23 protein-coding genes, 3 pseudogenes and 1 other annotated feature are annotated in these 23840 nt (G+C 35.7%); of the genes and pseudogenes, 6 read left to right on the top strand and 20 right to left on the bottom strand.

The features are described 5' to 3' along the window. Positions 1–149 precede the first annotated feature (149 nt). The 5 genes and pseudogenes from MKY81_RS08905 to MKY81_RS08885 all read right to left on the bottom strand — a co-directional run. Positions 150–372 (bottom strand): annotated as a pseudogene (locus MKY81_RS08905) (transposase); the annotation flags it as partial. A gap of 401 nt (positions 373–773) precedes the next feature. After that, a pseudogene (locus MKY81_RS08900) lies at positions 774–1210 on the bottom strand (VOC family protein). Continuing rightward, positions 1197–1394, bottom strand: a complete 198-nt coding sequence (locus MKY81_RS08895; RefSeq protein WP_108073163.1) for a hypothetical protein — start codon at positions 1392–1394, stop codon at positions 1197–1199. The pseudogene MKY81_RS08900 and the gene MKY81_RS08895 overlap by 14 nt, the downstream one beginning before the upstream one ends. Positions 1395–1560: 166 nt before the next feature. Further along, positions 1561–2091: a DinB family protein gene (locus tag MKY81_RS08890; RefSeq protein ID WP_328007346.1), complete on the bottom strand. Its 531-nt coding sequence runs from the start codon at positions 2089–2091 to the stop codon at positions 1561–1563. Positions 2092–2394: 303 nt separating this feature from the next. Continuing rightward, the gene (locus MKY81_RS08885) at positions 2395–2889 is read right to left on the bottom strand and encodes a S4 domain-containing protein (RefSeq protein ID WP_341117590.1); all 495 of its coding nucleotides are present in this window, start codon (positions 2887–2889) and stop codon (positions 2395–2397) included. A gap of 508 nt (positions 2890–3397) precedes the next feature. On the opposite strand from MKY81_RS08885, the gene MKY81_RS08880 reads away from it, so the two are divergent. After that, complete coding sequence (locus MKY81_RS08880) at positions 3398–3868, top strand: low molecular weight protein-tyrosine-phosphatase (RefSeq protein WP_341117589.1); 471 nt, start codon at positions 3398–3400, stop codon at positions 3866–3868. Between the two features lie 225 nt (positions 3869–4093). On the opposite strand, the gene MKY81_RS08875 is transcribed toward MKY81_RS08880, so the two are convergent. Further along, a complete protein-coding gene (locus MKY81_RS08875; RefSeq protein WP_108073155.1) occupies positions 4094–4423 on the bottom strand; it encodes a hypothetical protein in 330 nt (109 codons plus the stop codon). A gap of 161 nt (positions 4424–4584) precedes the next feature. Here MKY81_RS08875 and MKY81_RS08870 point away from each other — a divergent pair, with 161 nt between their 5' ends. Further along, positions 4585–5010, top strand: a complete 426-nt coding sequence (locus MKY81_RS08870; protein ID WP_108073153.1) for a hypothetical protein — start codon at positions 4585–4587, stop codon at positions 5008–5010. Positions 5011–5091: 81 nt separating this feature from the next. On the opposite strand, the gene MKY81_RS08865 is transcribed toward MKY81_RS08870, so the two are convergent. The 8 genes and pseudogenes from MKY81_RS08865 to cax all read right to left on the bottom strand — a co-directional run bounded on the left by MKY81_RS08865 (position 5092) and on the right by cax (position 13938). Next, a complete protein-coding gene (locus MKY81_RS08865) occupies positions 5092–5982 on the bottom strand; it encodes a DMT family transporter (RefSeq protein ID WP_327991745.1) in 891 nt (296 codons plus the stop codon). A gap of 209 nt (positions 5983–6191) precedes the next feature. Further along, positions 6192–6860 carry an O-methyltransferase gene (locus tag MKY81_RS08860; RefSeq protein WP_066232344.1) on the bottom strand — a complete coding sequence of 223 codons (669 nt, stop codon included), beginning with the start codon at positions 6858–6860 and terminating at the stop codon, positions 6192–6194. Between the two features lie 47 nt (positions 6861–6907). After that, positions 6908–7255 (bottom strand): hypothetical protein, encoded by a 348-nt coding sequence (locus MKY81_RS08855; RefSeq protein ID WP_108073149.1) that lies wholly within the window; start codon positions 7253–7255, stop codon positions 6908–6910. 105 nt (positions 7256–7360) lie between these two features. Next, a complete protein-coding gene (gene metG / locus MKY81_RS08850) occupies positions 7361–8995 on the bottom strand; it encodes a methionine--tRNA ligase (RefSeq protein ID WP_341117587.1) in 1635 nt (544 codons plus the stop codon). A 58-nt stretch (positions 8996–9053) separates the two neighbouring features. Then, positions 9054–9324: a binding site (T-box leader), on the bottom strand. A 47-nt stretch (positions 9325–9371) separates the two neighbouring features. After that, positions 9372–9920 (bottom strand): annotated as a pseudogene (locus MKY81_RS08845) (GNAT family N-acetyltransferase). A gap of 53 nt (positions 9921–9973) precedes the next feature. Beyond that, a complete protein-coding gene (locus MKY81_RS08840) occupies positions 9974–10732 on the bottom strand; it encodes a GNAT family N-acetyltransferase (protein WP_066232354.1) in 759 nt (252 codons plus the stop codon). A gap of 1009 nt (positions 10733–11741) precedes the next feature. Further along, a complete protein-coding gene (locus MKY81_RS08835; protein ID WP_066232357.1) occupies positions 11742–12554 on the bottom strand; it encodes a YfkD famly protein in 813 nt (270 codons plus the stop codon). Between the two features lie 328 nt (positions 12555–12882). Next, entirely contained in the window at positions 12883–13938 is a 1056-nt protein-coding gene (gene cax / locus MKY81_RS08830; protein WP_066232360.1) for a calcium/proton exchanger, read from the bottom strand. A gap of 392 nt (positions 13939–14330) precedes the next feature. Between cax and MKY81_RS08825 the strand changes: the two genes are divergently transcribed. From MKY81_RS08825 to lepB, 3 genes are all read left to right on the top strand, one after another. After that, a complete protein-coding gene (locus MKY81_RS08825; protein WP_341117585.1) occupies positions 14331–15515 on the top strand; it encodes an MFS transporter in 1185 nt (394 codons plus the stop codon). Positions 15516–15665: 150 nt separating this feature from the next. Next, positions 15666–17591 (top strand): heavy metal translocating P-type ATPase, encoded by a 1926-nt coding sequence (locus MKY81_RS08820; RefSeq protein ID WP_108073144.1) that lies wholly within the window; start codon positions 15666–15668, stop codon positions 17589–17591. 126 nt (positions 17592–17717) lie between these two features. Next, positions 17718–18257: a signal peptidase I gene (gene lepB / locus MKY81_RS08815; protein WP_108073143.1), complete on the top strand. Its 540-nt coding sequence runs from the start codon at positions 17718–17720 to the stop codon at positions 18255–18257. A 36-nt stretch (positions 18258–18293) separates the two neighbouring features. Here the strand turns inward: lepB and MKY81_RS08810 are convergent, their stop codons facing one another. Then, positions 18294–18473 carry a hypothetical protein gene (locus MKY81_RS08810; RefSeq protein WP_066232371.1) on the bottom strand — a complete coding sequence of 60 codons (180 nt, stop codon included), beginning with the start codon at positions 18471–18473 and terminating at the stop codon, positions 18294–18296. Beyond that, entirely contained in the window at positions 18467–19303 is an 837-nt protein-coding gene (locus MKY81_RS08805) for a YihY/virulence factor BrkB family protein (RefSeq protein WP_341117584.1), read from the bottom strand. Before MKY81_RS08805 ends, MKY81_RS08810 begins: the two co-directional genes overlap by 7 nt. Positions 19304–19457: 154 nt before the next feature. Between MKY81_RS08805 and MKY81_RS08800 the strand changes: the two genes are divergently transcribed. Then, the gene (locus MKY81_RS08800) at positions 19458–19679 is read left to right on the top strand and encodes a DUF1128 domain-containing protein (RefSeq protein WP_341117583.1); all 222 of its coding nucleotides are present in this window, start codon (positions 19458–19460) and stop codon (positions 19677–19679) included. Between the two features lie 210 nt (positions 19680–19889). On the opposite strand, the gene MKY81_RS08795 is transcribed toward MKY81_RS08800, so the two are convergent. The 4 genes from MKY81_RS08795 to motA form a co-directional block, all read right to left on the bottom strand. After that, a complete protein-coding gene (locus MKY81_RS08795) occupies positions 19890–21083 on the bottom strand; it encodes a PQQ-dependent sugar dehydrogenase (protein ID WP_341117582.1) in 1194 nt (397 codons plus the stop codon). A 68-nt stretch (positions 21084–21151) separates the two neighbouring features. Then, entirely contained in the window at positions 21152–21901 is a 750-nt protein-coding gene (map, locus tag MKY81_RS08790) for a type I methionyl aminopeptidase (RefSeq protein ID WP_066232380.1), read from the bottom strand. Positions 21902–22238: 337 nt separating this feature from the next. Further along, positions 22239–23048 carry a flagellar motor protein MotB gene (motB, locus tag MKY81_RS08785; RefSeq protein ID WP_066232382.1) on the bottom strand — a complete coding sequence of 270 codons (810 nt, stop codon included), beginning with the start codon at positions 23046–23048 and terminating at the stop codon, positions 22239–22241. Then, the gene (gene motA / locus MKY81_RS08780; protein WP_108073137.1) at positions 23041–23832 is read right to left on the bottom strand and encodes a flagellar motor stator protein MotA; all 792 of its coding nucleotides are present in this window, start codon (positions 23830–23832) and stop codon (positions 23041–23043) included. The genes motB and motA overlap by 8 nt, the downstream gene beginning before the upstream one ends. Positions 23833–23840: the final 8 nt, after the last annotated feature.

The raw sequence follows: 23840 nt of genomic DNA, 5'->3' as shown, positions 1-23840 counted from the left end.
ATAAGAGTGCTAAAAAGCACTCTTATTTTTTCACTGTTGGAAAAATTGATTAACTGACTCTTCAGACTTCAGATGTTCCTGTATCAGTTTCTTTAGGTCTTGTTCATTTTTAAATTCATCCAATTTATCGTTGTACCATCCTTGTAACTTCTCATTATCAAGATATTTGGTGGCGACACCTTTAAAACGATCATGCCATTTCTTCATCCGAGAATGAAAGCTGTTGACATTTTGTATGTGATATAAGCCTTTAATAACGTGCTTTCCATCATCTGATTTGATTCGGTAATGCTCTATCCTTTTTCTTTCGCATAAGGTTTTGTAAGCTCTCCAAGCATCAGTTACAAGCACATTGTCGGAGGATAGTTGATTGAACTGAAGAGTTTAGCAATGCACAACGCCTATCATATTGGCCAAATTGTATTCCTTAGTAAAATGCAAGCCGTAAAACAGCAATGTGGAATTGGGTGTCCGCTAGAACATTTCGAGCATGTTTAGCATTCGACTGTTTACCTAAATAAGACTCTATTACGACTTTGTCGTTATGGATAATAAATAGAGCTGCACCACTGGAACCCAACTTTTCAGCACTTTCTTTTACATGAGTATGTACATCTATTTCTATTATTCTTCTTACCTACTAACTCTTCCTTCTTTTACTAATGCCTTTACTTGATTTAAAAAAGAGCATCCCTTATTAAAGAATGCCCTTGATAGTTTATAAAGAAATCTTTATAGTTGGGGTATAAATCATTTAAACTCCCATTCAATATTTATCCGATTTTCTCCGCTAACTCTAAAATAATTCCCTCTGGACCACGAACGTAGCATAATTTATAACTTTCTTCATATTGCTGTATCTCACTAAAGATTTCCGTGCCCTTACTTTTCATTTTGCAACTATAGCTTCAATATCTTCAACATTAAAACAAATATGTCGGATACCCAGCGTATTTGCAAAAGGTTGCTGAATATCTCTTTCATCTGACGGAGTATAAAATTTGACTAGCTCAATCCATACCTCCCCATCTGGCATCCCCAATCCTACACATGCTGTTTTAACATCATTCAGCCCAACTATTCTGTCCAACTGTTCTCCTTCCAATTCCCATTCCGCTTGCACTTCAAGTCCTAAATCAAGAAAAAAAGCTTTAGCCTTTGAAAGATCATTTACGTTTATACTTACATGATCTATTCTATTGATCTTCATATCTCATACCTCCTATGTTCCTATTATTTTCAATACCTGTAATCGTAAAAGGTTTGTTTGAGATTGTAATTCGCTTAAAACAGAAAATATCCTTCTTAATTTGCCGTTCTGTAAAAGCAGGTGTATTTGGTGCCTTGGCAATCAATTGCTTCCACCCCATCCCATAGATAAATAATCTTTTCAATAAAATTATCTAGTAACTGGCACACTCCTTCTTTAACTAACGGGGCGTTAGTGAAAAAAGAAAAAGCTGCCACAATGACAGCCTCATACTAAGCTTTTGCACCCAATAATTTAAGTAAAATTCAGTAGGATCGTAGTAGTATTTAACCTTAACTTGTCATATTTTATTATTGTTGCATATCCATCATTTTCTTAATTACCCGAATTTGACCACGGTGATTCAATTCGTCTTCCATCACATGGAACCACTTGAAGTAGTTATTTGCAGGATTTCCTCCCCAAAACGCAGTTTGCTCAAACAACCATGAATCAGGCAATTTCCTGAATGTATCAATTGTCTTTTTTCTCGTTTGTGCTAATTGTTCCAAGTAGAATTCAATCGTGTTTCCTTTAATTTGTTCCCTCGCTGCATTGCCAAGTTCCAGACCTGGATTCAACTTTTGAAAATCTTCTTCTGTAAACTCACGTTTCTCAAAAGTGTCGATTTGATATGCTTTTTCAACAGATACCAAATGAGCGAGTAGCATTCCGATAGAATTTGCTTTTTTATTTATTAGATAATCTAATTGCTCAACTGATAAATCTTTCACTTCCGCCAACGTCGTCACTCTCGTATAATCCATCATGGATAATAGCTTGCTAAATTCTAAACTTAAACCCTCTTTTTGGTCAATTAAAAATAAACTTTGATTTCCCATCATTCTTCCCCCTTTTCTTTTATCTTTCTACAGAGATAGAGGTAATACCTTCCAAATGGAGCATTTAATTGTAAGTGAAATACAATTAATCCAACTAAGCATAGGTGGGGATAAAAAGGTATAATCCTTCATAATTTCCTCCTTTCCGTTAGTACAAATGTTACCATATTCTTCAACTTGTCTTCCCCGATACTTTCAATAGGAAAAGGGCACCCCTTATTAAGGAATGCCCAGTTCGTTAAATAATTTAAAATATTCTATTCACTATTTTTAAAGTTTTGTTCAATAGCTAAATATTTTTCATTAAATGAAAATAGAAATACGATCTCCCTTTGACAATCTTGAACTCGGTTTAATGACTTGTTCATTTAATTGAATTGTTCCTTTTTCAATCTTTTTTATGATCTGTGAACGACTGCAATCCTCAATTTGGTTTGCAAGCACTTTATCAATTCGATGATTTCCTATCACATCATCCAGTACGATGTGTATCACCTTTACTCCTTGTTCCGCTAAGCTGGTTATTGGGATAGCTGACATAATTGAAGATTCTTCTTTCTGCTCTTCCATTTCAGCGACATGCTCTGAGAACGATTTATAAACAGCTAACTTTTTGTTCCACGTATGATTTTTTTCACATTTGTAAATCGCATATTTGTATATGCTTTTTCCGTTTGCGTTATGCCGTTGCACATTGGTATCCGTAAAAACCGATAATTTGCCACACATTTTGCAGTGCTTCTTTACAGCACGTTCTGATATTTGAGAAAGTTTCCAGTGGAAAGTTATATTTAACATTTATCCTTCACCTCTTAATAGGATAAAGGAACGCAAGCATCTATTTGGATAACTTGCAGCGTGCATTACAAATTAAATGGAAAAATTAAAAAGGAGATCCTACACAAGGACCTCCTCTCGCATTGAGACTACAGGATTGCTTGGTTCCTTTGTAATGAGAAAAATGGGCATACTACCCCCTGAGAAAAAACATTGTGTTTTTTGAGGGTGATGCTATCCAATTTATTGATCATTACAAAGTAAATATTGGCATACGAGTTCTCCTGTATCCTTTCTTCCAAATAGAGTTATTTTAATTTTACTGCATATTTATGTTTAAATGCAAGCGTTTACTTCACTTTATCTCAGTTAACTTTTCAAAATTCAGTTAATCTTATTTCTTCATAACAATGGCTGAATACGTTCGCCGTTCCAAATTTCTATCTAATACATATTTTGTAATTATGAATTGGGTGTTCTGTGCCTGAGATAGTATTTATAAAAATAAGGGATAAAAGGGGTAAAGTACATGATTAATGTTTTATTTGTATGCCTGGGGAATATTTGCCGTTCACCAATGGCTGAAGCTCTGTTTCGTGACTTAGTCACGAAAGAAAATTTGAACGACATCATCTTAGTTGATTCCGCTGCAACTAGTTCATGGCAAATCGGCTTACCTCCTCACCAAGGAACTCTTGATATTCTAAAGAAATACAATATTTCTTCTAATGGGCTTGTCGGGCGCCCGCTAACAAAAGAAGACTTTAGGAAGTTCGACTATATTATTGGTATGGACAAGAGTAACATAAAAGATATTTATAATATAACCGGCAAACCTAATCATCCAAAGATTATTAGATTACTAGACCTGACTAAAGACAGGAAAGATATACCCGATCCATTTTTCACAGGTGACTTTGAAGAAACATATAGTCTTGTTTCAACTGGCTGTCGGGCATTACTCAAGAAAATATGTAGGGAACAAAACTTATACAATTGAATGAATCTGCCCCGTTAGTAAAAAAGTTGCTATATGTATGCTAGAAAAGGACTACAATCACATTGATCATAGCTCTTACACGAGTTATGGAAAAAACTTATTTTTTTCTTTTACAAACTATTTGTATTGGGTTTCCATCGGGGTCCTGTACCTGAGCAAGAGTTATAAAGGTTGCCCATAATTAGGAAAGTGTCAATATGTGCAAGAAATTCCACTAGGATAATATTACTTTTTATCATTGGATACAAGTTTTATATATTTATTTTTACCTACTTTTACTGCGATAGCTTGTCTAGTATCGATGCCATCTATAGAATATATCTCAGTACCCTCTCTATATTCATTTGAGGATAAATTAGGTATATCTCCTTCTACATCTATATATTGTTTTACTTCAGCTAGTTTGTATCCAACTCTCTCAATTTTCTCATCCGAAACATGATAAATAACATCATTATACTTCACAAAGTTTGCTACCCAAGATTTTGAGGAACATCCTGATAAGATAATTATAAAAAACAATATTGTCAATCTTAAATACATAGCAAATTTCATTTACTTCACACACCTTTTTATCAATTTTCACAATTATATATATATTAGCACACAGAGAAATTTAATTGCTATAATTTTTTAGAATTTTCAACAAAATTAAGAAGAATTCCCATTTTTATGTTGAATATACTACTAGAATACAAAAATAGGAGGTTGAGTAAATGAAAAAGTTTAAGATTATTTCCGTTTTACTAGTTTCATTTTTAGTTTTTGGAATAGGTAATGAAGTTTTTGCTTATTCATTGTTGGGAGGAAAACACAAGACAACTAAACTTTATTTAAAGACTAACTCAGGTTTTTTAAATTCAGACCCCCTAATTGGTGGAGCTATGCAAGCCGCTAGAGGCGATTGGAATGTAGCCGGAACTCCAATATCAATTAATATGACAACGAGTTGGGACGCACAAATAGTAGTTAATGGATCTTATTTTGGTAATGTTGAATGGTCTGGAAGATGTACCAATTACAAGGATTGGGTCGTGGCTGGTAATTATAGCTCATCCGTAATTGATGCGAATTATACTTACCTTAAGTCAAAAAGCTATAATACCACTAAAAACAAAGGAGTTTTTGCCCATGAAATGTGAACAAGCGATAGACTTCACCAATTAACCCTTTCATTTGATGAACCCCTAAATCTGTATTTGTCATATTGACTAGTCCTTTTCTTAATTTTTCCAATTTATCCCCCTATCCAAATTTCTTTGTTTATACTTCATTTTAGTCGTTGACAGTACCACCCCAAGGAACACTAGGATCGCGCCGATCATACCTTTAAACGACATAACTTCATGTACAAACAAATATCCAAACAAAGCTGCAAACACAGGCTCTAATGAGAAAATGAGACCTGTTCGATCTGGCGAGGTATATTTTTGGGCGATTACCTGTAAGATGAAACCGAAGGCGCTGCAAACAATACTAAGTACAAGTATCGCAATCCAACCTTGGGATGTGTTTGGTAATCTCGGAGTTTCAAAGAGCAAGGAAAATATGAGACCAAAAAAACCAGCAAACCCTAACTGTATTATGCCGAGTTGTAAGGCGTCTACTTTCTTGGTAGCATATCCTACGATAATAATATGTAGTGCATATAATAGGGCTGCCACAATGCATAAAAGATCTCCAATACGCATCGAAAATGGCGCTCGTAAAGTAAGAAGCGCAATTCCGGTTATCGCCATTGCTGTGCTGAAAATGAACTTCCATTCTATTTTATTTTTTAAAATTATTGTGTTAATCAGTGGGACAAACACAACCGTTAAGCTGATCAAAAATCCGGCATTCGATGTAGTTGTTGTATTTAAGCCAAAAGTTACTGCCGTAAATATCACAAATAATATAAAGCCGAGTAAAATGGAATAACTGAGTAGTTCTTTACTCATGCGTAGAAATTTACGGTGAAAAATGGCTCCTGCAAAAAGGAAGGCTAATCCAAACCGAAGCGCAATTAAATTAAACTCTCCTAGTGAATCCAGTCCTAATTTCATAAAAAGATAAGATGAACCCCAAAAGATCGTTACAATAAGAATCATTAATTCTGCCTGCAGTGGTTTCATTCACAGTAGCCTCCCTGCTTATTACAAATGATTATCTATATTTACTCTTTAACTGAGTGTACATAAACTATAAACACGTTGATATTTCCATCTTCTAAAATGAGTCAGGTTCCGAATAATGCATAAGTAGAAAAAAGTTTACATAAAATTGTATAATATAATGAACAAAAATAAAACAAGAGCTGTTAATATGCAGCTCTCATGCATTGCTATTTTACAATCCCCAAAACAAATCCATCATACCCTTTACTACCTACCGTTTGGATCGCTGTTGAATCAATTCGGGGTTCTTTTGATAAAAGATCAATGAATTGACGTATTCCTTGGATACTTGGATCTTCAATATTGTCCTCAATGACACGACCTTTTCGAACGACATTATCCCCAATGATTACTGTTCCTGATTTGGAATATTCCAATGCCCATTTTAAATAATGGGGGTTGTTTGGCTTATCGGCATCAATAAAAATTAAATCGAAGTTTGCAAATCCTCTATCTTTTAGTGTTGGTAATGATTCTAATGCAGGACCTACAATTACTTCAATTTTATTTTCTAACCCTGCTGTTCTTATGTTCTTTTCAGCCACTTTGGCATGTTTTTGTTCATATTCAAGTGTGATGAGACGCCCATCTTCTGGTAATGCACGACCTAGCCAAACACTGCTATAACCACCGAGTGTACCAATTTCTAAAATGTACTTTGCGGCTTTTAACTTTGCAAGTAAGTGAAGCAGCTTGCCTTGATTGGGAGAAACATCAATCGCTGGCAAATTGGCCTCTGCATTTGCTTGAAGTATCGAATCCATTACTGGATCTGACGCGTGAAGTTTAGATGTAAAATAAAGATCTACTTCTTTCCATTTTTCAGATTTAGTCATATTTGTTCTCCTTTTTATCGTTTTCAAAAATAGATTTAATCATTGCTTTAATGTTCATTATTTAGAGATTCCTCAGATAAAGAAGTTTTTCCTGCTACCTGTTTATTTTCTGCTTCCATTTCTTCAAATTCGTGAAGTTCAAATAATTGAACAAACTCGTTGATTACCGTTTCAACCGCTTTTAATTCACCGACTAAAATGGGGTTGATCGTTTGTAGCTCTGGAGTTTCTAATTGTTGCTTTAATGTCGCTCGTTTGAGATTCAACGTTTCTAAAAATGCAATCGCTCTTCCACGGCGGAATGTTTTTGCCCCACCTCGCCCGTGCATGTGATGGTCTCTTCGTTTATGAACATCCCCACGATGGTGCCTTTCTTTAAATTCTTCGTTTTTCACATAAAGACCTCCTTTCGTATACGATTGTATACGTTGTTTATAATCGCATTGTATACGATTGTATACGGGTAATCAAGAGAAATATTAAATATTTTGGCAATTTATTTAACTTGATTGCTTGTTTAATCGTTCAAGTTCTTCTTCAATTCTTGCCAGATCAATTCGCTCAAACAACGGTTCTACACTTAACAATTGCTGCGATCGAACCTGGAATGGCCTCCATTTTACTTCCGCTATATTCAACATTTCCTTTACCTTTCCGCTTGAAAAAGGAAGAAACGGAGTTAAAATATGTGCTAAATTGGCAATCAGATACACACAATTTGCAATAGTTTGTTTACATGTATCGGGCGTATCGTAAATTTGTTTCCACGGCTGTTGCTCATCAAAATATTTATTCGAAAACCTGATCACTTCGAACACTTTTTCCAAACCCTGCTTAAAAGAGAACTTCTCAATACAATATCCTACTTCATCATATAGTTGCTCCACTTTATTTTGAATAGATGTGGAAATCTCCTTATCAGGTATCATCCCATCGAAAGATTTTTGTATAAATTTCAATGTCCGATTAACGAGGTTCCCATACGCTCCCAATAATTCACTATTATGACTGTATATGAATTCCTTCCAAGAGAAATCAGCGTCACGACTTTCCGGTGCATTGATCGTTAAAAAATAACGGATAGAATCGGGATTGTATCTTTCTAAAATATCCGGAATCCAAACTGCCCAATTTTTACTTGTGGACAATTTTTTCCTTTCTAATGTCATGTATTCATTTGAAACAATATGCGTTGGCAGCGCTTTTTCTCCGATGCCGGACAAAATCCCTGGCCAAATAATCGAATGGAATGGAATATTATCTTTCCCATGAACGTAGTAAGAAGTCGCATCAGAATTCCAAAATGTTGAGTCATCATTATTCGTTTCTTTTGCCCACAGCTTACTTGCTGTGTAATATCCCGCCACTGCCTCAATCCAAACATAGATTTTCTTATCTTCATAGCCTTCAACCGGAACACTTACTCCGACAGGTAAATCCCTTGAAACTGCTCGGTCCTGCAAACCTTCTTTTAAGTATCTTTTAGTCAATGAAATAGCATTTTCCCGCCAAAGTTTATTTTTTTCAGCTTCATGTGTATAGCTTTCTAATCTTTTTTGAAAAGAACTTAAAGCAAAATAAAAATGCTCCGTTTCTCTTGTTGTGGGTGGATTCCCACAAATTTTACATTTTCTATCCAGTAATTCAAGCGGTTCTAAAACACTTGAACAAACATCACATTGGTCACCGCGTGCCTTTGCACCACAATGGGGACAAATCCCCTCAACATACCGATCAGGTAAAAATTGCTGATCATGTTCACAATATGTTTGTTCAATTGTTTTTTTATAAATAAGTCCCTTTTTAAGTAATTTCAAAAATATTTCTTGAACGATTTGATGGTGATGCGCTGTATCAGTTCTTGTGTAAACATCATATGTGAATCCTAGTTTTGTAAAACAATCTTTGAATTCTTCATGATATTGATCAGCAATCTGTGTTGGTGACACACCCTCTTGTTTTGCTTTTATTGTGATCGGTGTCCCATTGCAGTCACTCCCCGAAACATACAAGACCTTTTCACCTTTTAAACGGTAATATCTAGCCAAAATATCCCCAGATAACAAACTAGATAGATGTCCAAGATGTAATGAGCCATTCGCATAAACCCAAGCACCGCCAATAAAAATACTCATAAATAAATCCTCCTTTATGTTTTTGGTAAAACAAAAAAACCCCGCCTTAACTGTAATCGTTAAGGACGAGGTTTATATTCCACGTGATACCACCTTATTTCGCAAATGGCTCACACCATTTGCCTCAGCAAGTACGGAGTAAACAAAGTTACTCTTATACTGTGACATTGATAACGAGTGCCAAAACTCGTCGTATCCTACTAATACAAAGTACGTTCAGTACGAAGCTCAGAGACCATTGTTCAAATGAGTGTTTTTACTTCTTTTCAGCTACCGAAGCTCTCTGTCAAAAAACAAAGCATTTTACTTTTTCTCTTCATTGCCTTTGATTGTTAATAGTTTATTCAAAAAATTTTTGGATGTCAATCTGAAACTATTATCTCATCAGATTAATAATTCCATACAAAACAACATCTTCGAACGAGTCGTTTTTATAAATATGGTCTTTTAGGGTGCCCTCGTATATCATTCCACACTTTTTCATGATCTTTCCGGATGCGGGATTTGATTTAAAATGACGTGCATAAACCCGATGGTAATCCTTCTCTTTAAAAACAAATTCGATTACTGCTTTAGCCGCTTCGGTTCCATATCCATTTCCCCAAAATTCTTCTCCAATCCAGTACCCCATTTCGCCATTTTTGTCTTGCTTATGGTTTGAAATACCGATCGCTCCAAATAGTTGTCCGCTATTTTTGTCTGTTATTGCAAATTCATACTTTCAATCCAATTCAAAGTTTTGCTCATGACTTGCTATCCATGTAAGCGCACATTCCAAAGTATAAGGATACGGTAAATTCGATGTGCTTTTGTATAGATTATAATTATTACACATGATGGAAACATTATTTGCATCAGATTCTTTAAATGGACGTAGAAGTAATTTATCTGTTTCTATCGTTTTTTCTGTTTTACTATAAATCATTATTTTTCCCCCTCAAATAACTTTCTTCTTTCCCTATTTCATCATACGTCAAATTAGATTAATTCTTTCAGACGTTTCATTGCTGAGTGAACGGTCAATCGATGGAAGGAAATGAATTTACTTTTATAGATAACTCCATAGATGCCATAAGGTGTAGGCGAAAGTCTCAGCAGTTCTTCCCTGCTTTGTATGTCAATAATTTCTGCACGAATCCCGAGTTGGTTTGCTCCTTTAATCATATTTTCAGTCGCTATATCAACAAACGGACATTGTTGTGTACGAAGGATTGTTAAATTTTCAAAAGGTTGTAATCGTTCCTCCCAATCGTTTGGAAAATACGGATCAGGTGAATGCCCAAATTTATAAACAAGTAGTTCAAAACCATAAGGCGCAGTATCAACTTCAACGAAGTTATTTTTTATAAAAATATCCTTACTTGGTGTCCAGGAAGTATCGGGATTCGTTACGACAATGACACCATCTTTCTTTTGTTCTTTTGCATCTTGGATGCATGTTTGGATTAATTTTGATGCATACCCTTTTCCTGTTATATTTACCCATAAGCAATGGATTACTAAATAATTTTCTCCATAGACAACGCGTGAAGAATATTCAATCGGTGTGTATTCGATAAATCCTGCTGGTTTGTTATTTTCCATTAGTTTTATGTACTTTAACCCTTCATTAAGTCTTCCTGTTAGCCATTTGTTTTTATTTATGTAGCCCGTGGAATTTGGTTTGCTACGTAGGCAATAACATCCTTGATCATCTAAATTTTCTTTATTTACCTGAATTAATTCAATCGTATCCACTTTTTGTCCCCCCCTCCAAATGCTAATTGTTTTGTTCAAATAAATTCCCTATTCGAAACCAAAATTCCTCCTACTAAATGAAAAAACAGACAATGTGGCATTGACTGTTTTTTTCAATCTATTTATTTTTCTTTTGTAAAATCTAAAATTCTTAAGTTCCAATGTTTAAAAAACACTAACCTCAGTTCCGTTCTGTGGATATTAAATGATCAAATCAATTAGATGTGGTTTTTTCATTATTTAATCGTTAAAAATATTTCTGTGATCCATAAATCAAATTGTATGATCCACTAATCAAGTTTTATGCGACACAAACTTGATTCTATGATCCACAAACCGAAAATCCACCGTTCGAAAAGGTGTTTATGATCCATAAATAACTTTCTATGATCCACTAATCAAGTTCCATGCGGCTCAAACTTGATTCTATGATCCACAAACTGAAAATTCTCCGTTCGAAAAGGTGTTTATGGTCCACAAATAACTTTCTATGATCCACTAATCAGGTTCCATACGGCTCAAACTTCATTCTATGATCCACAAACTGAAAATTCTCCGTTCGAAAAGGTGCCTTTGATCCACAAATAACTTTTTATGCTCCACTAATCAAGTTCCATGCGGCTCAAACTTCATTCTATGATCCATAAACTGAAAATTCTCCGTTCGAAAAGGTGCCTTTGATCCACAAATCACTTTTTATGATCCACTAATCAAATCCCATGCGGATCAAACTAAATTCTATGATCCACAAACCGAAAATCCGCCGTTCGAAAAGGTATTTATGGTCCACAAATGACTTTCTATGATCCACTAATCAAGTTCCATGCGGATCAAACTAAATTCTATGATCCACAAACCGAAAATCCGCCGTTCGAAAATGTATTTATGGTCCACATATAACTTTCTATGATCCACTAATCAAGTTCCATGCGCCTCAAACCAGATTCTATGATCCACAAACACCAAAGACCAAATCAATTAAGATTTGGCCTTCTGATTATTGACCTATTTATGGATGTTCCGTTGCTCGGAAACCAAAGGATATATGATCTTGAACTGGAATCCACGCACCGATTCCTTGTGATGTAACGTTTTTAACGATGATTTTCTTTTTTGTTCCTTTTAGTACGAGGTATACTTCCCCATACGTAACTTTTCCTTTTTCATTAATAGCGGGTGCATAGCCATACAAATACCCGAGTCGCTTAGCTGGTACATTGTAATAGTGATCTTTTTTCGTACCAGCACCGATAATCGTGTCAAAAGAAAGAGGTAATTGTGTTTTTTCCATTGCCTTCAGGAGCATCATCTTTCGAACATCTTCTGATTTCGCTACTTTTGCTGTGAGCCCGCCCCTTACTGCTTTTTGAGATTCTTGTACGTAATGAATTTTGTAATTTGTTTTCCCTCCGCGATTATCAAAATAATTCGTATTAATTTTTTGATATTGCCAGTTTGGTGCGGTTTCAATTGAATCGTAATTAAGCGGCCATTCTCCTAAATAGATCGTTGCTCGAAGACCTAAGGAGAATGGTGAATTATTTACAGATGTTTCGTTGAGCATTCGAATTAGGTTCGGGTTTTCAATTTTCACCTTTGATGTTTTGATAATTTTTTGCGTAAATTCACTTGGTTGTAAATAGGGCAAATCCTGTGTCGGATTCGGATACGTATTTTCTTTCGCTATGTCTAACACATGAGAAGGAATTTTCACTTGTTCCATTTTCTTAACAGATTGGTCAACCTTGTTATTTGCCATTGCAGATGGTGAAGCTGATAATAGGATTAATAAAAACACAAGAAGAATTCGTTGCCATTTCATATTTGGAGTGCTCCTTTCTTACCCTTCAATGTTTTGTTCTTATTTTTTTCCGTTCCATTAATTATTATCCACTGTAAAAAAATATTTATTTTTTAAAAGAAATTGAATCTGAATATTTACAAATTTCAATTAGCGATATATACTATATTTAACTTATTTAAAAGGAGGGTCGTTAGCAGCACTTAGGCTCATAAAGGGGGAATGAATATAGAGGTAGTTCTCTGTAATCTTACTTTTTTTAAAAACCGTGCTGTAATTTTATATGAAAATTGAATGGTAAAAGCCTCTAAGCAAATGATTGATTGTGCTTAGAGGCTTTTTGTATTGCTTATAACAGATAAAATCCGATCCCCATTATTATATAAGCGGCAAGTAAAGTCGCACCTTCAAACCAGTTTGTTTCTCCGTCATTTGCAAGCACGATTGTTAGTAAGACCGAGGTTGCCATTGCGACTAATTCGGGAAGCGTAAAGACTAATGGCATGCTTGGATTGAAAAATAACGAAAGAATAACGAGGACTGGGGCAACGAACATCGAAATTTGCAGCGTGGAGCCAAATGCGATTTCAACGGCGATATCCATTTTATTTTTGTACGCCATTAATATAGCAGAAGCATGTTCAGCTGCATTTCCGACAATGGCGACAATAACAATCCCAATAAAGAGTTCGCTCCACCCAAAACTTTTTGCCACAGCCTCAAAGGTATGAACAAGGTTTTCGGATACATAGGCAACAGCTAATGTAGCAATTGCTAACACTAATATCGCTTTCCCTTTCCCCCATTCCGGTTCCTCTTCATGTTCTTCTTGCTTCGAATCTGGATCTTGATAAATCCCACGATGTGTAACAAGTTTAAAAAATAATGCTGCTAGATAAAGAATAATCAAGGTGATGGAAATCCCAACACTTAAATTCATCGTTTTCGCTTCAGTTAAATTCATTGAAAAGACAACGGGAATCACAAAGGCGACAATCACAGCAAAAATTAACAGCCCTGAATTGTGCCTTGCATCATACACATTAAATTTCTGCCTTTTGTATTTGACCCCGCCAATGAAAAAGGCCATCCCTGCTACGAGTAATAAATTTCCTAAAACGGACCCCGTTAACGAAGCCAATACAACTCCCGTTAAACCAGCTTGAAGGGAAAAGATAGATATGATGAGCTCAACCGCATTTCCAAATGTTGCATTTAACAACCCACCAATCCTAGGACCGGCCACAATTGCCAAACTTTCAGTCGCTCGTCCCATAAAACTAGCCAATGCAATAATCGTCAAACAATAAATGATAAACATAAGCACACTCGGCCAATGCAATAAAGAACCAATAACCGAAATCGGAACCCCGATAAAAACCATAAACGCAAAAACTCTATTCATCTTTATCCTCCCGGTGTCAGGCACCATTTATTCATTTTTTGAATAATTATTCATTTTCCATTCACTCATTTTTCAGTTTAGTTATTTTCCTTTTTTTGTTTTGTTGAAGCATGAATGAATAAATTATTCGGGTTGGCCTGTAAAGTTTTTTAATAAAAAATTTATAGCATAAAATTCCATTTTTTTAAAGATAAAATTTTGGATATAGGTTGGTTTTTTCTTATTTCTATTTATATTTCCCTAATCTTTCTACTCAAATCTTTTATTTTGGCTATATTTTATGTACATTTTATTCCAATCAGTATGTTCAAAATAATTAATATCTTGCCAATTGTTCGGTATACAGTTAACATCACTGATAGAAAGTCTTTTTTATAAGGAGTTTTGCTTCAATGTTTAAAACAGATAAGTATCGATTTTGGATATTAGTTAGTATTGTCGCGATATCAGGGTTTTCTCAAGGAATGTTATTGCCATTAATTGCGGTTATCTTTGAAAATGATGGGATGGCATCTTCATTAAATGGGTTAAATGCTACCGCACTTTATATCGGCGTACTTATTGCCTCTCCCATAATGGAGGCGCCCTTACGTAAAGTCGGTTACAAACCATTAATATTAATTGGGGGCTTCACTGTAGCACTCACACTATTTTTATTTCCCGTTTGGAAATCCTTTTGGTTTTGGTTTATTTTGCGATTATTAATCGGGATTGGCGACCATACGCTGCATTTCGCAACCCAAACATGGATCACTTCTTTTTCATCTAAAGAAAAACTTGGAAGAAATATTTCACTGTACGGTTTATTTTTCAGTTTAGGGTTCGCATTTGGTCCGTCTTTAACAAACTTAGTGAAAATAAGTGAGTCTTTGCCGTTTATGATTACATCTGCACTAAGCTTAATTTTAACGTTTACCGTTATTACGTTAAAAAACGACTTTCCCGAAAAAGATACAGAATCTGTTTCCTTTCTCGGAACATTTAAACGATTCGGGAAGGTGTGGAAATATGCGTGGGTGGCCCTACTCCCGCCTTTCGGATTTGGGTTTATGGAAGCATCTTTAAATAGCAGCTTCCCTGTCTTTGCTTTAAGAAATGGGTTTAATGTGGAATCAGTTTCAATCATTGTTCCAGCTTTTGCAATCGGCACGCTTATTACCCAATTGCCACTCGGAATGATTAGCGATCGCTTCGGTCGTAAAAACACACTAATTACCGTAATTTTTATCGGATTCCTTTGTTTTATCGCTGCAGGATTTGTGAGTCATTCAGTCCTTGGGTTACTTCTTTGCTTTCTTTTTGCAGGGATGGCAGTCGGTTCCACGTTTTCATTAGGAATTAGTTATGCGGCCGATTTACTGCCAAAAACGTTATTACCTGCTGGAAATATTATGTGCGGAATCTTATTTAGCTTAGGAAGCATGCTCGGTCCTTTTTTGGCGGGACTTATAATAGAGCACATAAAAGGGGCAAGTTTCTTCTATTTGATTAGCGCTATGTTGTTGATTATTCTTTTATCATTATGTACATTCCGTACTTCGAAAAAGAAGGAAATATTTTCGGGTATTTCACAATAGAAAAAACTTTTCGCATGCTTCTGAATATGATACGATATAGAAAATAATGATAAAGCAAGTACAGCTGTCATCTTTCCCTGAGATGACAGCTTTCGTCATTTTATAGGGGTATTGAATTTGATTCTTTTTCTCAATTAAGGAGGGATACTCATGGCACAAGGGCAAATCGCATCAACGAGTAGGGAAATTTCATTAACTGAATCATCTCGTTTTGATAGACTCTTTGAACATATCGAACTGATTGCTGCACTTCTAAGTGGTCTTTTCATTTTCATTGGATGGCTATCTTCCCAATGGAATCATGAAACGTTCTCGATAGCGTTTTACCTATTAGCATTTATCATTGGGGGCTATGCAAAAGCGAAAGAAGGAATCGTAGATACAGTAAAAAATAAAGAATTAAATGTCGAAATGTTGATGATTCTTGCCGCTATCGGCTCAGCGGTGATCGGTTACTGGACTGAGGGCGCGATTCTAATTTTTATCTTTTCATTAAGTGGAGCGCTTGAAACTTATACGATGAATAAAAGCCAAAAGGAAATTTCCTCCTTATTAGATATTCAACCGGAAACCGCAACAAGAATTATCCAAGGTCAGGAAAAAGTCATACACGTTTCTCTTTTAGAAGTGGGCGATCACATTATTGTGAAGCCGGGAGAAAGAATTCCGGCAGACGGACAAATTATCGAAGGAACGACAACGATTGATGAGTCAACTATTTCAGGTGAATCTGTTCCGGTCACGAAAGGAATACGTGCAGAAGTATTTGCCGGTACTATCAATATAAATGGATCAGTAATTGTTGAAGTGATGAAGCAAGCAAATGAAACTGTGTTTCAAAAAATTATTGATCTCGTTCAGTCTGCACAAAGTGAAAAATCACCGTCCCAGCTTTTTATTGAACGATTTGAAAGTTTATATGTAAAAATTGTATTGCTTGTCGTTTTGATCATGATGATTGTCCCACATTTTCTATTTGATTGGAGTTGGAAAACAACTTTTTATCGGGCGATGATCCTATTAGTTGTCGCTTCTCCCTGTGCCCTGGTTGCATCGATTATGCCGGTAACCTTATCTGCTATTTCGAATGGTGCCAGGAATGGAATTTTGTTCAAAGGCGGTGTTCATCTGGAAGCTTTAAGTCATGTTAAAGCCATTGCTTTTGATAAAACTGGGACACTTACAAAAGGAAAACCGGAAGTTACGGATATTATTGTTCGTGCGGATAAGGATGATACGAATCTTTTGCACATCATTGCGTCAATTGAAAATCGCTCCAATCATCCGTTAGCACGAGCAATCGTGGATTTTTGGAAAAAAGAACATAATCATCCACTACTTCAACCAGAGAAAATTAAAGATATCCCAGGGTGGGGATTAAAAGGCTGGCTCCATCATCGAGAATGGTGGATTGGTAAAAAAGATTTCGTTGGAAAAGAAAATGCATTGGCATTTGAAAATGGCGTAGCAATAAAACTTGAAAATGATGGTAAAACGGTCGTTTATGTCAAAGATTCGCTTGGAATTGTTGCTGCAATTGGTCTTCAAGATATCGTTCGAAAGGAATCAAAACATGCGTTAATATTGTTGAAGAATGAAGGTATTCGAACAATTATGCTAACAGGCGATAGTAAAAATACAGCAAGAAACATCGCTCAGCAATCCAACATTGATGAATATATTGCTGAATGTTTACCTGAAACAAAGGTTTCTTCATTGAAAATGCTTAAAGATAAATATGGAGTCGTTGCAATGGTTGGTGATGGTGTAAATGATGCTCCCGCCCTTGCAACTGCCAATATCGGAATCGCCATGGGAGAAGGTAGCGATGTTGCAATGGAAACGGCAGATGTCGTTTTAATGAAAAATGATCTATCTCGAATTGCAGAAGCGATCCGTTTATCGAAAAAAATGAATCGAATCATTAAACAAAATATTATCTTTTCATTAACGGTTATCCTGCTCTTAATCGCCTCTAATTTTTTACAGTTTTTAAACCTCCCATTAGGGGTTGTCGGACACGAAGGCAGCACCATTTTGGTGATTTTGAATGGTCTGAGATGTCTTCGGGGATAAAAGAATTAGTAGGAAGCACCTCATCGATACTGATTGAGGGCTTCTTTGTTTTTATTAAACAAAAAGGATTTTAACAGAACATGTAGAATAGATTATTTTATAAGAAAGACGAAAGGAGTTGATTTAATGGAACGTAAAACAAAAAAGGAATTGAAAAGTTGGGGAAAAGCATTAATTATTGCTTTGGGAATTGCCTTTGTAACAAGAACATTCTTTTTTGCTCCTTATACAGTAAAAGGTGAATCGATGGAACCTACATTACATGATCAAGAAAAAGTTTTTGTAAATAAATTCAATGTTAACGACCGTTATCATAGGGGAGATATCGTCATCATTAAGGGGAAAGAAAAGAATTATGTTAAACGGATAATTGGTCTTCCAGGAGAAAAAATTGTCATGGAAAATGATAAATTATTTATAGATGAAGTTTTATGTAAAGAGCCTTACCTTTCACAAAACCTAAAATTAGCCGTGAAAGAGGGAAGTAATTTGACTGGTGATTTTGGTCCAATTACAGTACCGCATAATAAATATTTTGTCATGGGAGATAACCGTTTAAAAAGCGAAGATAGCAGAAATGGTTTAGGCTTTATACGAAAACAGAGTATTATAGGAAAAAGTGAGTTCGTTTTTTTCCCTTTCTCTCATTTTAGAAATGTAGAGTAAATTAAGCGACCTCTCTACAGAAGAGGTCGCTTTACATTAATGATAGCCATTTTGTCCGTTTGCAGATCCTGAAGTTTTGCCTTTAGGTTTTTGCTTACTGTTTTGTTTTGTTTTTTTACCCATGTCCATCTCTCCCTTCAACTGTATTTCTTTTTCATTAATAGTTTGTTTCGTTTTCCATGAAGCTTCCCCGTTATTTATTGACAGCCTTAGCAAGTTTTCTTTTTCGCCGCAATCAATGCATTGATTTCTCCCCCGACGATTAAAATGATTCCACTGAAATAGAACCACAACATAAGAACAATAATCCCACCTAAACTTCCGTACGTCGTTGAGAAGTGGCCAAAATTACTTACATAAAAGGAAAACGCTAATGAGACAATTGCCCATCCAACTGTAGCGATAACAGCACCTGGAAAAACAGCTAGACACTTAATTTTTTTATTCGGAGCAAAATAGTAAATACCAACAAAAACTACAAATAATATGAGAGGACTGATAACCCATCTTAAGGCTGTCCAAATATGTGTAAATTGTTCGGAAAGCCCAAACAGTTTAAAAATATAAAAACCGATATATTCACCAAAAACCGGTAATAACAATGCAAGTAAAAAAACAAATATCATCGCAAGTGTTAAAAGAACCGACATGGCTCGTGCAACAATCGCCGAACGGGTTTCTTTTACTTCATACGCTCGATTCAACGCTTTTGTAATTGCATTCATTCCTTTAGACGCCGACCATAATGTCGCGATAATTCCAAACGAAAGTAAGCTTGTTCTTCGATTGTTCAGTATGTCCGCTAAGTTTGATTCAATCATAGTTAATGTTTGTTTTGGAGCAAAGTTACGTAATACGTTTAAAATATCATCCAAATTAATCGGCAAATAAGGTAGCAGACTTACTACAAAGAGAAGTAATGGGAATAAAGATAACAGAAAAAAATAAGCTAATTGTGCGGCCAAACCAGTGATATCATTGTACGTTGAATGTTTAATGAGCGAAATGATGAAATTCTTGTCCCGAATTATTTTTGAGTTCCCCATTTTTTCACCTCATAAAAAAATGCTATATCTTTCAGTTATTTGTAATTTATCTTCCCCCTAGCTCTTCCAATAAAACATAATATGTATTTGACACCTATTTTAATTCGTGGAAAGATAGTATTATCTTTTATGAAAAAATGAGAGGATGACACTTGTGGATCTTACAATTAAATCAACTGAAAATATTCAATACATGATTTCCCAAATCACAACAAAATTACGAATGGTTAATGCGGATGCAATTAACTCTTCACAATACAATGAAGATATTTATGAAGATTTACATGATATTTACGAAATGGTTATGAAAAAAAACACATTCAGTCCAAATGAAATGCAAGCCATCGTAGAGGAACTGGGGAATTTGCGTAAGTAGTCTTGTTGATGCAGGACAAGAAAACCTAATGTGGACATAGAATCCGTTATTCTTTTAAAATGACCCTAATTTAGGGGCTAAGCGGACACTGGGTACGCTATTTGCAAAAAAACATTTAAAATTACTGCTTTTTTGCAGAATAGCGGATTCTGTGTTTGCAAAAATAGGTAAATGACCCATTTTTGCACGAATAGCGGAACTAGTGTCCGCCTATCTAATCTCTTTTATATCTACCTTCCATAATTGATCATCATCAGCAGATGGTGTACCTCGGCCATCTAAATTATTGGAAATAAAATACAAATTATCCCGTTCGATATAAACATCCCGTATTCTTCCAAAATCGCCTCTTACATAAGTAGAACTTTTTTCTTTTAGATCAAATATCCTTAGTTTTTCCCCCCGAAGTGTAGCAATGTATAATTTTCCATCCTTATATTGAATTCCTGAAGGTGCCCATGTCGTGTCGCCTGTTTGAAATATAGGTGTCTCCATCCCTTGTTGGCGTGTATTTCCTTCAATGATTGGCCACCCATAATTGGCTCCAGGCTTAATCAGATTAATTTCGTCATGTGCACTTTGTCCATGCTCGGTACTATACATCGTTCCATGCTCATCCCATGCAAGTCCTTGTGGATTTCTATGTCCATAGGAATAGATGTAACTATTTTTAAATGGATTATCGCTTGGAATTCTTCCATCCAATTCCATTCGTGAAATTTTCCCCGATAGAGAATTTAGGTTTTGTGCATTTTCCGGTACAGCTGCATCTCCAATAGTTACATAAAGTTTTTGATCAGGGCCAATTTTTATGCGACCACCATTATGGATGTTTGAACCAGGGATATCTTCTAGTAAAGATGCAACCTCAACCCATGTTTCTCCGTTTTTTTGAATACGAATCCCACGGTTAAACGTATTTCCATTTTCCTGGTATGTGTGATAGGCATATGCTTGATGGGACTCTTCAAAATTTGGAGTTAATTCAATCCCAAGAAAGCCTCCCTCCCCTTCGTGATGGATCGGTTTAGTAGTTTTTACTTGGGATCGATGTAATTGATTAGTTGTTTCATTCCATGACACTATTGTTCCATCTCTTTCACTAATGTAAAAGGTATCTTTATGTTTCGCCATCGCCCATGGAACATTTAATTTTTGTAAAATCGGTTGTGGCTGTTGATTTGTGATCGTTTTTTCTGCTTCGAAAGAATTTTCTTTCTCCTGTTGATTTGAGCATGCTGTTAAAAGTATAAAGACGAAAATGAGTATTCCTCTAATCAATTTTAATCCCCTCCATTTTGAAATATTCCTATCTACTATTTCATCAATGGAAAGGCGAATCCCTTTATTAATCTTGCGGATTCGTGCACTTGAGCTCGGATTTCTACCCTTTCCTTCTCGCATCCAATCTTTTCGAGAACTGGTTTCATTCTTTTTAAATTCCTAGAAAAAAAAGCCTCACATCTGAGGCTTTAATCTTGATCAGTTATAATAATAATTCCATCTTTTGTTACGGCAATTGTATGCTCGTATTGGGCAGATAATGTGCCGTCCATTGTTCGGGCCGTCCACCCGTTGTTGTCCATTTTCGTTTCGAATCCACCGATATTTACCATCGGTTCAATCGTAAATACCATACCTTCTTTAATGCGAGGTCCTTTGCCAGGTAATCCAAAATGAGGTACTTCAGGTTTTTCGTGAATTGTTGGTCCAATTCCGTGACCGATGAAATTTCGAACAACGGAAAAACCATGTGGTTCTACAAAAGATTGAATGGCATGACCGATATCGCCGATGCGATTTCCGACTTTTACTTGTTCGATTCCTTTATATAATGCTTCCTTTGTTACATCTAATAATTTTTGTGCTTGTTCACTTACTTTTCCGACTGGATAACTCCACGCTGAATCTGCTAGTGCACCGTTTAAATTTACGACCATATCAATCGTAACAATATCCCCCTCTTGAAGTGGCTGTTTTCGCGGATAGCCATGGCAGATTTCATCATTTATACTAGCACAAGTGGCAAATTCATAGCCTTTATAGCCTTTTTGTTCAGGAGTAGCACCATGCTTTTTCAAATAATCATTGACGAATTCTTCAATTTCCCATGTTGTTATACCAGGTTTAATCATTTTGGCAATTTCCTTATGGGTACTTGCAAGTAATTCACCCGCTTTTTTCATCATATCGATTTCACGTTGTGATTTATATGTGATCAACTTACATCTTCCTTTCAAAATAACACTTATCTATATTTATATCGAATAATTATATTATGAACACTATCATCATATCGTTATTTCTACGTTATAGCAAAAATATTTCCTTACATTCACCATACATTATTCAACATATTTCATTGGAATGGATGTTGAATAATGACAGCTAATTGTTGAAAAGTCTGTAAACAAACAGCTTTAAGTTTTAATATTTCCTAAGAAATAAAGGCTTTTCTCGATCAGTACCTCTATTAGGTTTCGAAAATACTGTCGAAAATATTTCTACATGTTTCTTCTAAAAAACAAAAGCTTTCTGTACCGATGTACAAAAAGCTCGTTAATTTGATTTGACTCTTGGAAGGATAAGCACTTCAACGCGACGATTTTTGGCTCTGCCCTCTTCAGTCGCATTTGATGCGATTGGCTGGTATTCACCATACCCTTTAACACTAAAGTTTTTTGCCTCTAAATGTTTATTATGCAAAATAACTTTCATGAAGTTATAGGCCCTCATCATACTTAATTCCCAATTAGATTCAAAATTAGAATTATGGATCGGCACATTATCTGTATGGCCACTGATAAGAATGTTTCTAGGTGGATCCATTACAAGTAATTTAGACACTTCTTTTGCAATTTTTATATTTTCTCCTGTAATGTCCGCATTTCCCGAACCGAAAAGGACATTATCCCGTATCGTTAGCAGCAATCCTTCCGTTGTTAACGATGTAGCAAACTTTCCTGATAAATTGTTTTCTTTTATATATTTGTTTATCTTAGCTTGTACTTCTGCTAATTCTTCATGATCTTTTAACTTTAGCTGGTTGAACTTCTCTTTTTCTTCATCTGCAGCTTTTTGATCTGCGTTTGTCTTTTCTTTATTAGCTTCAGTTTTTTTCTGCGGAACTGTTGATTGAAAATTGTTCTCTTGCTGTGGATTAGAATAATCCATCACACCGACACCAGAAGAAAAAATGCCGTTGAATACTTTAGAAAGCTGCTGAAATTTTTGCGCATCGACTGTACTTGAAGCAAATAATACGATAAATAAAGCTAATAGTAATGTCATTAAATCGGAATAAGGAAGTAACCAAGATTCATCAGGATGCCCTTCATCGTGATTTTTTCTTTTCTTTTTCTTACTCATTCGCTTCACTACTTTCTTCTAACAGCTTTTTCCGTTCTCCAACAGGAAGATAGGAGGCTAATTTTTGCTCAATGACTTTCGGAGCTTCACCAGCAAGAATGGATAGTACTCCTTCGAGCATAATTTCCTTCCTTTTTGCTTCTTCTTTGGATTTTCGTTTCAGTTTATTGGCGAATGGATGCCATAATACGTACCCGGTAAATATCCCAAGCAATGTGGCAATGAAGGCAGCAGAAATTGCATGTCCCAATTTTTCCGTATCCCCCATATTTCCTAGTGCAGCAATAAGTCCAAGTACCGCACCGAGTACGCCAAGTGTAGGAGCATATGTCCCCGCTTGTGAAAAAATGGCAATTCCCGCTTGATGCCGACCTTCCATCGCATCAATTTCCTCACTTAACACATCCCGAATATATTCAGCACTTTGTCCATCAACCGCCAGACTAAGTCCATTTTTTAAAAATGGGTCCTCCACCTCTTCTAATTTCGCTTCAAGCGCAAGTAATCCTTCCTTTCGCGCTACTTGTGCCCAGTCAGAAAAAAGATTGATGATTTCTTTTTCACTCATATTTTTCTTTTCTTTAAAGATGACGCCAAATAATTTTGGCACTCTTTTTATTTCACTCGTAGGAAAAGCGATCGTTACCGCAGCAATGGTTCCTAAAATAATAATTAAAAATGCAGCGGGATTTACTAATGCATTTAGGGGGACGCCTTTCATAACCATTCCTACGCCGATTGCCACTACTCCTAAAATAACCCCAATTACCGATGTTTTGTCCATTTACTTCA

The organism is Heyndrickxia sp. FSL W8-0423, from assembly GCF_038009395.1.
GTDB classification, from domain to species: Bacteria; Bacillota; Bacilli; order Bacillales; family Bacillaceae_C; genus Heyndrickxia; species Heyndrickxia sporothermodurans.
This window is presented reverse-complemented; position numbering and strand designations above follow the sequence as displayed.

Bases quoted from the DNA above. Each gene is read 5' to 3' on its own strand.
- MKY81_RS08890 (WP_328007346.1), bottom strand. From the start codon at position 2,091: ATGGGAAATCAAAGTTTATTTTTAATTGACCAAAAAGAGGGTTTAAGT.
- MKY81_RS08885 (WP_341117590.1), bottom strand. From the start codon at position 2,889: ATGTTAAATATAACTTTCCACTGGAAACTTTCTCAAATATCAGAACGT.
- MKY81_RS08880 (WP_341117589.1), top strand. From the start codon at position 3,398: ATGATTAATGTTTTATTTGTATGCCTGGGGAATATTTGCCGTTCACCA.
- MKY81_RS08875 (WP_108073155.1), bottom strand. From the start codon at position 4,423: ATGAAATTTGCTATGTATTTAAGATTGACAATATTGTTTTTTATAATT.
- MKY81_RS08870 (WP_108073153.1), top strand. From the start codon at position 4,585: ATGAAAAAGTTTAAGATTATTTCCGTTTTACTAGTTTCATTTTTAGTT.
- MKY81_RS08865 (WP_327991745.1), bottom strand. From the start codon at position 5,982: ATGAAACCACTGCAGGCAGAATTAATGATTCTTATTGTAACGATCTTT.
- MKY81_RS08860 (WP_066232344.1), bottom strand. From the start codon at position 6,860: ATGACTAAATCTGAAAAATGGAAAGAAGTAGATCTTTATTTTACATCT.
- metG (WP_341117587.1), bottom strand. From the start codon at position 8,995: ATGAGTATTTTTATTGGCGGTGCTTGGGTTTATGCGAATGGCTCATTA.
- MKY81_RS08835 (WP_066232357.1), bottom strand. From the start codon at position 12,554: ATGAAATGGCAACGAATTCTTCTTGTGTTTTTATTAATCCTATTATCA.
- cax (WP_066232360.1), bottom strand. From the start codon at position 13,938: ATGAATAGAGTTTTTGCGTTTATGGTTTTTATCGGGGTTCCGATTTCG.
- MKY81_RS08825 (WP_341117585.1), top strand. From the start codon at position 14,331: ATGTTTAAAACAGATAAGTATCGATTTTGGATATTAGTTAGTATTGTC.
- MKY81_RS08820 (WP_108073144.1), top strand. From the start codon at position 15,666: ATGGCACAAGGGCAAATCGCATCAACGAGTAGGGAAATTTCATTAACT.
- lepB (WP_108073143.1), top strand. From the start codon at position 17,718: ATGGAACGTAAAACAAAAAAGGAATTGAAAAGTTGGGGAAAAGCATTA.
- MKY81_RS08805 (WP_341117584.1), bottom strand. From the start codon at position 19,303: ATGGGGAACTCAAAAATAATTCGGGACAAGAATTTCATCATTTCGCTC.
- MKY81_RS08795 (WP_341117582.1), bottom strand. From the start codon at position 21,083: ATGCGAGAAGGAAAGGGTAGAAATCCGAGCTCAAGTGCACGAATCCGC.
- motB (WP_066232382.1), bottom strand. From the start codon at position 23,048: ATGAGTAAGAAAAAGAAAAGAAAAAATCACGATGAAGGGCATCCTGAT.
- motA (WP_108073137.1), bottom strand. From the start codon at position 23,832: ATGGACAAAACATCGGTAATTGGGGTTATTTTAGGAGTAGTGGCAATC.